This window comes from Citrobacter sp. Awk 2, from assembly GCF_028069815.1.
GTDB lineage: Bacteria > Pseudomonadota > Gammaproteobacteria > Enterobacterales > Enterobacteriaceae > Citrobacter.
Genome location: NZ_JANEWL010000001.1, coordinates 146,292 through 156,618 on the forward strand (window position 1 = coordinate 146,292; position 10,327 = coordinate 156,618).

12 protein-coding genes are annotated in these 10,327 nt (G+C 51.5%); 3 read left to right on the plus strand and 9 right to left on the minus strand.

The annotated features are described in order from the left end of the window. Nucleotides 1-2: 2 nt before the first annotated feature. Nucleotides 3-1,172: an MFS transporter AraJ gene (gene araJ, locus NNO02_RS00705; protein WP_137384707.1), complete on the plus strand. Its 1,170-nt coding sequence runs from the start codon at nt 3-5 to the stop codon at nt 1,170-1,172. Between the two features lie 4 nt (nt 1,173-1,176). On the opposite strand, the gene mak is transcribed toward araJ, so the two are convergent. After that, nucleotides 1,177-2,085 carry a fructokinase gene (gene mak, locus NNO02_RS00710; RefSeq protein ID WP_271454036.1) on the minus strand — a complete coding sequence of 303 codons (909 nt, stop codon included), beginning with the start codon at nt 2,083-2,085 and terminating at the stop codon, nt 1,177-1,179. 91 nt (nt 2,086-2,176) lie between these two features. On the opposite strand from mak, the gene rdgC reads away from it, so the two are divergent. Further along, nucleotides 2,177-3,088, plus strand: a complete 912-nt coding sequence (rdgC, locus tag NNO02_RS00715; RefSeq protein WP_137384658.1) for a recombination-associated protein RdgC — start codon at nt 2,177-2,179, stop codon at nt 3,086-3,088. Between the two features lie 93 nt (nt 3,089-3,181). Here rdgC and ppnP read toward each other — a convergent pair whose 3' ends face one another. The 4 genes from ppnP to NNO02_RS00735 all read right to left on the minus strand — a co-directional run bounded on the left by ppnP (nt 3,182) and on the right by NNO02_RS00735 (nt 5,679). Beyond that, the gene (gene ppnP / locus NNO02_RS00720) at nt 3,182-3,466 is read right to left on the minus strand and encodes a pyrimidine/purine nucleoside phosphorylase (protein WP_003021477.1); all 285 of its coding nucleotides are present in this window, start codon (nt 3,464-3,466) and stop codon (nt 3,182-3,184) included. Nucleotides 3,467-3,537: 71 nt separating this feature from the next. Next, nucleotides 3,538-4,215 carry an AroM family protein gene (locus tag NNO02_RS00725; RefSeq protein WP_137384659.1) on the minus strand — a complete coding sequence of 226 codons (678 nt, stop codon included), beginning with the start codon at nt 4,213-4,215 and terminating at the stop codon, nt 3,538-3,540. 278 nt (nt 4,216-4,493) lie between these two features. Continuing rightward, on the minus strand, nt 4,494-5,039 hold the full coding sequence (gene aroL, locus NNO02_RS00730; protein ID WP_271454037.1) for a shikimate kinase AroL: 546 nt from the start codon (nt 5,037-5,039) through the stop codon (nt 4,494-4,496). A 184-nt stretch (nt 5,040-5,223) separates the two neighbouring features. Beyond that, nucleotides 5,224-5,679 carry a YaiI/YqxD family protein gene (locus tag NNO02_RS00735; protein ID WP_101741820.1) on the minus strand — a complete coding sequence of 152 codons (456 nt, stop codon included), beginning with the start codon at nt 5,677-5,679 and terminating at the stop codon, nt 5,224-5,226. A 189-nt stretch (nt 5,680-5,868) separates the two neighbouring features. Here NNO02_RS00735 and proC point away from each other — a divergent pair, with 189 nt between their 5' ends. After that, the gene (gene proC, locus NNO02_RS00740) at nt 5,869-6,678 is read left to right on the plus strand and encodes a pyrroline-5-carboxylate reductase (protein ID WP_271454038.1); all 810 of its coding nucleotides are present in this window, start codon (nt 5,869-5,871) and stop codon (nt 6,676-6,678) included. 14 nt (nt 6,679-6,692) lie between these two features. On the opposite strand, the gene adrA is transcribed toward proC, so the two are convergent. The 4 genes from adrA to NNO02_RS00760 all read right to left on the minus strand — a co-directional run bounded on the left by adrA (nt 6,693) and on the right by NNO02_RS00760 (nt 10,130). Beyond that, complete coding sequence (adrA, locus tag NNO02_RS00745) at nt 6,693-7,808, minus strand: diguanylate cyclase AdrA (RefSeq protein WP_137384661.1); 1,116 nt, start codon at nt 7,806-7,808, stop codon at nt 6,693-6,695. A 91-nt stretch (nt 7,809-7,899) separates the two neighbouring features. Then, on the minus strand, nt 7,900-8,220 hold the full coding sequence (psiF, locus tag NNO02_RS00750; RefSeq protein WP_048212462.1) for a phosphate starvation-inducible protein PsiF: 321 nt from the start codon (nt 8,218-8,220) through the stop codon (nt 7,900-7,902). Nucleotides 8,221-8,367: 147 nt separating this feature from the next. Then, the gene (phoA, locus tag NNO02_RS00755; RefSeq protein WP_271454039.1) at nt 8,368-9,783 is read right to left on the minus strand and encodes an alkaline phosphatase; all 1,416 of its coding nucleotides are present in this window, start codon (nt 9,781-9,783) and stop codon (nt 8,368-8,370) included. Nucleotides 9,784-9,887: 104 nt separating this feature from the next. Then, a complete protein-coding gene (locus NNO02_RS00760) occupies nt 9,888-10,130 on the minus strand; it encodes a sigma-S stabilization anti-adapter protein IraP (RefSeq protein ID WP_271441109.1) in 243 nt (80 codons plus the stop codon). Between the last annotated feature and the right edge of the window lie 197 nt (nt 10,131-10,327).

Here is a 10,327-nt window from a genome sequence, read left to right on the forward strand (position 1 = left end):
GTATGAAAAAAGTCATTTTCTCTTTAGCTCTCGGGACGTTTGGGCTGGGCATGGCCGAGTTTGGCATTATGGGCGTCTTAACCGAACTGGCGCGTGACGTGGGCATTTCCATTCCCGATGCTGGCCATATGATTTCGTTTTACGCCTTTGGCGTTGTCATCGGCGCCCCCATTATTGCCGTGTTTTCCAATCGTTTTTCGCTCAAGCATATTCTGCTGTTTCTGGTCACGCTGTGTGTGGTCGGTAACGCCATCTTCACCCTCTCTTCCAGCTATTTTATGCTGGCGGTAGGTCGGCTGGTCTCCGGGTTTCCACACGGGGCATTTTTTGGCGTCGGCGCGATTATCCTGTCAAAGCTGGCGCGTCCTGGTAAAGTCACCGCTGCCGTAGCGGGTATGATTTCCGGCATGACCGTCGCCAATCTGATTGGCATTCCCGTTGGCACCTGGCTGAGTCAGACGTTTAGCTGGCGCTACACGTTTCTGCTGATTGCCGTGTTTAACATCGCCGTTATTCTGTCGGTTATGTTTTGGGTACCCAACCTCCGCGACGAAGCAAAAGGCAGGCTACGCGAGCAATTTCACTTTCTGAAAAGTCCCGCACCGTGGCTCATTTTCTCCGCCACCATGTTTGGGAACGCCGGTGTTTTTGCCTGGTTCAGCTACGTAAAACCCTACATGATGTACATCTCTGGTTTCTCCGAAACGCTGATGACTTTCATCATGATGCTGGTTGGGCTGGGGATGGTGTTGGGCAACTTGCTGAGCGGACGACTGTCTGGTCGCTACACGCCGCTACGCATTGCGGTAGTAACCGATTTTGTGATTGTAGTGGCCCTGCTGCTGCTGTTTGCATTCGGCGGCATCAAAGCCGCCTCGCTGACGTTTGCCTTTATTTGCTGTGCAGGGCTATTTGCGCTATCAGCACCGCTGCAAATTTTACTGCTGCAAAACGCAAAGGGCGGTGAACTGCTGGGCGCGGCCGGAGGGCAAATGGCCTTTAATCTGGGTAGCGCAATTGGCGCTTACTTCGGCGGCTTAATGTTGACGCTGGGCTTTGCCTACAACTACGTCACGATCCCTGCGGCGCTACTGTCTTTTTCCGCGATGTCATCACTGCTGATCTATGGTCGTCTGAAGCGCGGTGTGCAACAGGTTGCACCCGCGACGTAAACGTTTATGCCTGCGGCCACAGCCAGGCCGCGCCGCGCACACCACTGGAGTCACCGTGTAACGCCTTGCGCAGAGGCGTTTCACACTCACCACCAAAAACAAACTGCTTAATCAGTGATGGAACGTTTTGGTACAGCCTGTCGACATTGCTCATTCCCCCGCCCAGCACAATGACATCCGGATCGAGAATATTCACCACATGCGCTAACGATTTCGCCAGGCGTAATTCATATCGGCTCAGCGCCTGTTCCGCCAGCGCATCCTGTTCGTTTACCAGACGGATAATTTCACTGCCTGTTAGCGGGTTCCCGCTCAGGCGATGATAATCAGTGGCAAAACCCGTCCCTGAGATAAAGGTTTCAATGCAGCCTTGTTTACCGCAATAGCAAGGCACTTCTTGCCGATAGCACAACTCATCATCATCCATCCACGGCAGCGGATTATGCCCCCACTCGCCCGCCGTGCCATTCCCACCGGTATGCGCCCGGCCATTGAGCGCCACGCCGGAACCACAGCCGGTACCAATTATCACCGCAAACACGGTCTGCGCCCCCGCGGCTGCGCCATCGACCGCTTCAGACACCGCCAGGCAGTTAGCATCGTTTGCCAGGCGGACTTCACGGTTCAGTCGCGTACTCAGGTCTTTGTCAAAGGGTTGTCCATTGAGCCAGGTCGAGTTGGCATTTTTCACCACCCCGGTATAAGGCGAAATTGAACCGGGAATGCCCATCCCCACGGTGCCCGTCTGCCCGGTGGCTTTTTCCGCCATCTCCACCAGTGCGGCGATGGTTTCTATGGTTTGTCGATAATCATCACGCGGCGTCGGCAGGCGATGGCGAAAAAGCTGCTCACCCGCATCGCCAAGCGCGATAACTTCCGTTTTCGTACCGCCTAAATCGATACCTATACGCACGGTTTACTCCTCTTCCCGATTAACAATGCAAGCATAGCGACAATTCGCTATCATGCCCGCTGGATTTAACGACAAGGCCGTGGAAATTATCATGCTGTGGTTCAAAAATTTAATGGTTTACCGTCTTAGCCGCGATGTTTCTTTGCGTGCCGAAGAGATGGAAAAACAGCTGGCATCAATGACGTTCACCCCTTGCGGTAGCCAGGATATGGCAAAAATGGGCTGGGTTCCGCCGATGGGATCGCACAGCGATGCATTAACGCATACCGCCAATGGCCAAATTATTATCTGCGCCCGCAAAGAAGAAAAAATTCTGCCGTCGCCGGTTATCAAACAGGCGCTGGAAGCAAAAATAGCCAAACTGGAAGCTGAGCAGGGTCGCAAGCTCAAAAAGACCGAAAAAGACTCGCTGAAAGATGAAGTGTTGCACTCATTGCTGCCGCGCGCCTTTAGCCGCTTCAGCCAGACAATGATGTGGATCGACACCGTCAATGACCTGATCATTGTCGACTGTGCCAGCGCAAAGAAAGCAGAGGACACGCTGGCACTGCTGCGTAAAAGCCTCGGTTCACTGCCGGTTGTCCCGTTGACGATGGAAAACCCAATCGAACTGACGCTGACCGAATGGGTCCGTTCCGGCACGACGGCGCAAGGTTTCCAGTTACTGGATGAAGCCGAACTGAAAGCGATGCTGGAAGATGGTGGCGTGATCCGCGCGAAGAAACAGGATCTGGTTTGCGATGAAATTGCCGTACACATCGAAGCAGGCAAACTGGTCACCAAGCTGGCGCTCGACTGGCAGCAGCGTATTCAGTTTGTCATGTGCGACGACGGTTCCATTAAGCGTCTGAAGTTCAGCGATGAACTGCGCGATCAAAATGAAGACATCGACCGTGAAGACTATGCTCAACGTTTTGATGCCGATTTCATCCTGATGACGGGTGAACTGGCCGCGTTGATTAAAAGCCTGGTGGAAGGTTTAGGCGGCGAAGCACAGCGCTGAGTGACGTCGTATTGCCCGATGCCACCCCTTACGACTTATCTGGCCTACAATAGGCGTAGGCCAGATAAGTGAGTACTATCAGGCACTAAACAATTACAAATAGCGGCAAAGATAGGATGTTGGCTCTGCCACTTGCAGATGAAATTCGCTGTTGCCCGGTACGTTAAACACGTCCCCTGCGGCATACACTTTCCACTCAGTTTCCCCCGGCAGTAACACATTTAACGCACCGCTTACCACCGTCATCTCTTCAGGTGCCGCCGTACCAAAGGTGTATTCACCTTCCGCCATAACGCCAACGCTGGCGCGGCCAGTACTGCTGCTGGTAAAACCAATCGATTTTACTTTGCCGGAAAAGTATTCATTACTTTGAAGCATACAACTGGCCCTATCTCGTGATTAAGTTGATAACCAATATAGGGGCCTGACGTTGTAGCTGTCACGCAAAATTAAGCGAGCAACTCGGATGCCAGTCGGGCAATCAGTACGTTAGACAGAAGAACCGGGACATCCAGCGACTTTTGCAGTAAATCACGATGGCGTTGGTTAAACCCCAAACAATCCAGCATGATCACATCCGCCCCCTGCTCAAGCAGATCTTTTCCGGCATCAATCAGCTGTTGTTCAGAACCGTGAATCGGGTTTGCCACGGCATAGACAGGGGGCGTCTGTAGCACCTGCCATTTTTGTTCCTGGGCATGGAGCAATTCGGCGACCGGCACAATCACCCCAACCTGATGCCCTTCCACAATTGAGGCCACCAGGGGAGGAATAATTCGTAAAGGCTCCAGCAGGATACTATTGCGGGCCGTCAGGCGAGAAATTGAGGCCGTGCTCATCAACAAAATAACGTCAAACCCCTGGTTATCCAGCACTTCAACAATACTTTGCAAATCGCGCTCGACTTTCTGGCGCGAGACATGAGCCAGTTGATGGTCGCTCAGCAGCGTCAATAACGACTCGTCACCGGGCGATACTGCATACTCAGCCATCACATCTTCTCGCCGCATCTGTCCCAGCAGGCTGTGGTGAGTAATGTGTTGTTCATCGATATATTCCGTCAGGAGCGGTAACACCTCACACATCGGCACAACACCAATCGTGAGGATAGCCAACGACGTACTCATTTGTTGCTCCACCGTCTTCTTACTTTGCCGTGAATTCCCGGACAAATGCCGGGTACTGACCTGCGCTACAAATGCTCAAAAGCGTAGCAGCAGATCGGCGATGCATAGTGTAAAGATTCCAAATCATTCCAGTACTATATTGTTATCGTTTAATTTTCACTTTCCGCGGTATACCGGGAGGTTCGAAAATTGTGATACAGGCACGCTCCGGCAGAGGACAGATAATTTGTCTGCGCACCCGGGATTGAGTGGAAGGGTTGGTCTAAATCGGGAAGCCCTTAACGATAAGCTCCGCCCTGTAGCTGCGACCGGGCTTGTGACAGTATCGCAAGAATATCGGCCACAACCTGCGAAGGTTCATTCGTCGCATCAACAATATAATGCGCCGCTTCACGATACAGCGCATCGCGCTGCTCAAGAACTTCCTGCACTTCTTCGGTTAATGGCTTGCCGGTTAACGTCGGGCGCAACCCTTCCTCAGGCGCCACTTCCAGGCGGTTTACCAGTACCGATACGGGTGCACTTAAATAGATGACCATGCCGTGACTACGCATGTAGTGACGATTATATTCAGTAAGAATAATACCGCCGCCAGTCGCCACGACTGTTGAGGGGGCCGTAACGGCCTGCAAGGCGGTCGTTTCCTGGGCGCGAAAACCTTCCCATCCTTCTCTTTCAACAATTTCAGCCACGGTCATCTGCACGTGTGATTGCAACCAGCGATCGGTATCAACGAACTGAAAGTCGATGGCTTTCGCCAGTGCCATACCGGTTGTCGTCTTACCACACCCCCGGGGGCCAACAAGATAAAGCGGTTGTGTCATCACAGAAGTTCCCCAGAGAACCGCAGGTAAGCGGGATCTGATGCTGTTAAAGTTATAATCATACCATCAAACTAGTACATCGCCAAAGTGTAAAGAATAAATTCCAATAAGGCGATGAAATCGATTAAACCCTACTATAACAAGAATTCACAACGAAGAAAGTGTAAAAAATAAATTACAGTTATTATTTTCTACGTTGAACTTCCAGCCACCACTTGTCCAGTTCTGCCGCAAAATGTTGCCTGTCACGCGGTGAAAGGCTGTCAGGCCCCCCGGTCTGGATCCCGCTGGCACGCAGCGTATCCATAAAATCACGCATCGTCAGACGTTCACGGATCGTCGCCTCGGTATAGCGTTCACCGCGAGGGTTGAGTGCCGCAGCGCCTTTTTCAATGACTTCAGAGGCCAGCGGGATATCCGCCGTGACAACCAGGTCTCCCGCGCTACACTGGCGCACAATTTCGTTATCGGCGACATCAAACCCGGCAGGAACACGTAAGGTGCGGATAAAACGCGAAGGCGGAACGCGCAAACTCTGATTGGCGACCAAAATGAGCGGCATCTGCATCCGCTCGGAAGCCCGATATAAAATGTCTTTAATCACATTCGGACACGCATCCGCATCCACCCAAATCGTCATAACACCTCCAGACACATGTGCAATTGCACATTGTCTCGTGCTTTTACTTTCAGGCAAAGCGCTGTTTCTCCTTCTGAACACCTTCATTCCGCGCTAAGCTTAGCTTTCCCAGATTTACCCTAAATAATTCAAGTGAATTGAAGAATAACGGGTATAAAACAATGAATATCACGCATAGGGAGTGACAAGATGGACAAGAAAATTGGTTTTATCGGCTGCGGTAATATGGGTAAAGCGATTCTTGGCGGCCTGATCGCCAGCGGCCAGGTACTCCCCGGACAAATCTGGGTCTATACCCCCTCTCCCGATAAAGTCGCAGCACTGCACGATCAGTACGGCATAAATGCGGCGCAGTCTGCGCAAGAAGTCGCGCAAATCGCAGATATTGTCTTTGGCGCCGTGAAGCCTGGTATCATGATTAAGGTGCTGAGTGAAATCACCTCCAGCCTGAACAAAGATTCTCTGGTGGTATCCATTGCCGCGGGCGTCACCCTCGATCAGCTCGCCCGCGCACTGGGTCATGACCGTAAAATTATCCGCGCAATGCCTAACACGCCGTCACTGGTCAATGCAGGAATGACGTCCGTCACCCCAAATGCGCTGGTAACACCGGAAGATACTGCTGATGTGTTGAATATTTTCCGCTGCTTTGGCGAAGCCGAAGTCATCGCAGAATCGATGATTCACCCGGTCGTTGGCGTCAGCGGTTCAGCCCCGGCATATGTGTTTATGTTTATCGAAGCCATGGCGGATGCCGCCGTTCAGGGCGGCATGCCACGCGCACAAGCCTATAAATTCGCGGCACAGGCGGTCATGGGATCGGCGAAGATGATACTGGAAACGGGTAAACATCCCGGAGAACTGAAAGATATGGTGTGCTCGCCTGGCGGAACCACCATTGAGGCAGTGCGCGTCCTCGAAGAACGCGGCTTCCGTTCGTCAGTCATCGAAGCGATGGTTAAGTGCATGGAACAATCAGAGAAACTCAGCAAATCCTGAGTGCAAGTCGGACGTCAGGCCGCCGCTTCAGTACGGTTACGTCCGGCATTCTTTGCTTTGTAAAGCGCCATATCCGCTGACTTCAACCATTCCCGATAGTGCTCTGTTTCAGAAGTCAGCGGAGCAACACCGACGCTAATCCGCAGGGCTACTTGCGGAGCACAGGACAAGCGTAACTGGCTAAGTCTTTCATGGACGCGCGACATCGCCGCGATTGCGCTGGCTGCAGGTGTGCCGCACATAATTACCGCAAACTCATCACCACCAAAACGCCCAATCACATCACTGCCGCGCAGCGTCATTTGCAACTGACGCGTCAGCGCAACAATCGCCTGATCCCCAACGTCATGACCCCAGGTATCATTGATGCTCTTAAAATGGTCGATATCGATAATAAGCAGCGTGGCATCACGTTGTTGACGACGGCAATTATCAAATTCATTGCGCAGCAGTAGCTCCCAATGGCGCCGATTATAAACTCCGGTCATTCCATCCCGCGTACTCATTACCTGCAGGCGGCGTTTATGCTCTGCCAATTTGATCACCGTCTGGTAGCTAACCCAGGCAAACAGCAGCGGATAAATCACCAGTACCGGCAGCGACAACAGCACGCTCAGTTGCGTACTGCTAAACACGACCGGAATATCCGTTAACTGTAGCGTCACCAGACATGAAACCACCATCAACACGACGCCAGCGATGAATAATCGCACCCCACCTGCGCCCATCAGGTTGATGCAGATAATCATCAACAGCGCCGTGGATGGCAGCAGGTTTGCCCCCATGATCCCCACCCACATGCCAGCGAGGATCGCATCGGCTTTAATATTCGTAAATTCACTGTACAGCGGATCTTCCGCTTTGCTCGCCAACTGCCACGCCAGATGCGGCCAGACAAACGCCCATCCCACCAGTAATAGCCACCAACCTCCGGTTATGGGTTGCGAGACTAATACCGACGCGATGGGGAAAAACATTCCCCCTAGCCCGACTGCGCGAGGCAGTCTTATCCGTCGGGCAAATCGCAGACCGGAACGTTGGTGGTCGTTTTGATGAAGCGATATAAATGCTTCATTCGGTACGGCCTTCTTTTGATAAAAGTTTTCATCATTCATCGTATTTGGGAATATTCTGAAACAAATTTCCCAAATTATAGAAAGGGGTCTGGCGGCGGAAGTATGATATTTCGGGTGAGCGATTTTATCCGCTCACCCGTATGTATTACGCAGCTTTTTTCAGGCAAGCGCTCATAAATTTTTTACGATCGTCGCCTTTCAGTGACTGCTCTGTTGCCTGAACGTTGCATTCACGCATTTTCTGCTGCTGCGGCGTCAGGCTCTTTTCATCAGGCGCAGACTTACTGTTTTTCAGGCAATCACTCATATATGTCTTCCGGGCATCCCCTTTTAAGGTCTGCGCCGTCGCCTGCTGGTTGCAGGTGGTCATACGCTGTTGTTGCGGGGTTAACGTCTTCTCGGCAGCGCCGACAGTAGTTAAGAAAACCAGGCCAAATAATAGGGTAACGAGCAATGTTATTTTCATAGCACCATCCTGTTGTGAGTATTCACTCTACACGTCACCTTTCAAGCGACCTCGATGTTGGCTGCTTGAAGGATGACGTGTAGTAAGTCTGGTTGCTGACGCAGAAATAGCCACCTTATTATTCAAATTAAGTGACCAAATAGCAGGTTACTTCAGCCCTAACGCCGCTTTCATCGTGTAAAACAGGTCGGTCTGGTCGGTCAGGCCAACCACATTCGCCGCATGCGGGCCATAGGCAGCAATACGCAGTTGGCTGCCGGTATGCTCCTGTGATTCCTCTTCCGAGTTACCATAGCTGATAACCATCACCGCGCCATCTTTGGTATTCAGCGCCTGAGTCAGGCCTGGGGCTTTGGTGTCTGGCGCAACAATCTGGCTGGCATGCGCGTGGTCAGCGGTCACGACGACCAGCGTGTTGCCGTCTTTCTTCGCGAAGGCCAGCGCACGTTGTACGGCTTCATCCAGATCGACCGTTTCACCAATCTGGCCGCACGGGTTTGCGGCGTGATCCTGCTTATCGATGGACGCGCCTTCTACCTGCAGGAAAAAGCCTTTTTCATTCTTGCTTAATAACTCAATCGCTTTATCCGTCATCTGGGCAAGCGTTGGCACCGTGTCGTTGCGTTTTGGATTTGGCGTACAGGTCACGACTGGCTTATCAAGGTTACCGTGGTAAGACGCTTTTGGCCCTTCCCAGCGTACCGGCATGTTGCCGTCAGAGAACAAGCCTAACAGCGGTTTATCCTGATTCGCTTCGGTAATGGCTGCCAGCGTCGCGGTATCACTGACCATCTGATAACCACGAGCTTGAGCCTGCTCACGCAGCGTTTTACCCTGCCACTCGCCCGCTGCAGCGTTCTCAGCAAAGGTTTTTGCCCCGCCCCCCAGCGTAACATCAGCGCGGGCATTCAATAATTGTTCGGTGATTGACCCTTTACCACCTTTTTCCAGCGCATTCGTCGGGCATTTCTCAGCGGTGACGCTCGGACCGTAACATTTACGCGACGTCACATGCGCAACCAGCGCGGCGGGGGTGGCATCCTGCAATTCAGCAGTGGATACGTTGCCTGTCGCCAGACCGGCAGCTTTAGCCATTTCCAGAATAGTGGCGTGATCTTTTTCGTAAATATCAACGCCCAGCGCACCATTATATGTTTTAACCCCGGTCGTCCATGCCGTCGCAGAAGCTGCAGAATCGGTCACATAGTCAGGTTTACCCGTTTTTTTATCCAACGCGTAGTGCGTGTATTGTCCGGTCAGGGGTAACGCATCAATACCTTTAAAAAAACCACCCGCGCCTTCAGCATAATTTCGCGCAGCGGTAATTTCCGAGTCCCCCATACCATCGCCGATCAATAAAATAATATTTTTGGCTGGTTTATCGCTCAGAGAATCTCGTAGTGCTGCCGTTTGATCAGTCGTTAATCGACGTGCGCCACCCGGAGTGGTGATATCTCCCTGTGCGGCACGATTATCCATAACCACTACGGTAGATGTTTCTGCATAAATAACCGGGGTAAACAGCAAGGGTAACAGGGCAATAGCGAGTGCGCTTTGTTTCACTTTATTTTCTCCATGTACAAATACGGTAAAATTAAAACAAAGCGACTATAAGTATTTGATGTGACACTTTTATGATAATTCGTGGATCAGTATCTGCAGATATCTCAACACGTTTTGGGTAAGTTCTCGCCAGCACTTTGCATCGTCGTTAGAAATGCGGGCATTTGACTTACCCCTGCCAGCGCACCTTCTATTTGACGAATCAGTGTTTGCTGCTCATTTGCTGCCATGTTGCGCAGCATTTCCATGATGACCCGCTCTAACGTTGCGACTTGTGCGGCCAGGTCTTGCGACTCTTCTTCTTTTTGGGCGAGCTTAAGTAACAACTCAGTGATGAGATTTTTCATTTTCGTATTCCCTTAACCAAATAAAGGCCACGTTATCACTAAGACTCACAACTTCCTAGAGGATGAAAGTTGTATTTATTGCAGAAATAAAACGTTTTGCGAAAACAATCACAACACAAAATAAGGGGGAATGACACTTTCTGCAGAATAATTCAATATAAAAGGGTAAGGAGATTAATAGTCACCCAGATATATAA

Coding starts and splice junctions, on each gene's coding strand:
- NNO02_RS00725 (WP_137384659.1), bottom strand. CDS start 4,215: ATGAGTACGTCGTTGGCTATCCTCACGATTGGTGTTGTGCCGATGTGT.
- aroL (WP_271454037.1), bottom strand. CDS start 5,039: ATGACACAACCGCTTTATCTTGTTGGCCCCCGGGGGTGTGGTAAGACG.
- araJ (WP_137384707.1), top strand. CDS start 3: ATGAAAAAAGTCATTTTCTCTTTAGCTCTCGGGACGTTTGGGCTGGGC.
- proC (WP_271454038.1), top strand. CDS start 5,869: ATGGACAAGAAAATTGGTTTTATCGGCTGCGGTAATATGGGTAAAGCG.
- psiF (WP_048212462.1), bottom strand. CDS start 8,220: ATGAAAATAACATTGCTCGTTACCCTATTATTTGGCCTGGTTTTCTTA.
- rdgC (WP_137384658.1), top strand. CDS start 2,177: ATGCTGTGGTTCAAAAATTTAATGGTTTACCGTCTTAGCCGCGATGTT.
- ppnP (WP_003021477.1), bottom strand. CDS start 3,466: ATGCTTCAAAGTAATGAATACTTTTCCGGCAAAGTAAAATCGATTGGT.
- NNO02_RS00760 (WP_271441109.1), bottom strand. CDS start 10,130: ATGAAAAATCTCATCACTGAGTTGTTACTTAAGCTCGCCCAAAAAGAA.
- NNO02_RS00735 (WP_101741820.1), bottom strand. CDS start 5,679: ATGACGATTTGGGTGGATGCGGATGCGTGTCCGAATGTGATTAAAGAC.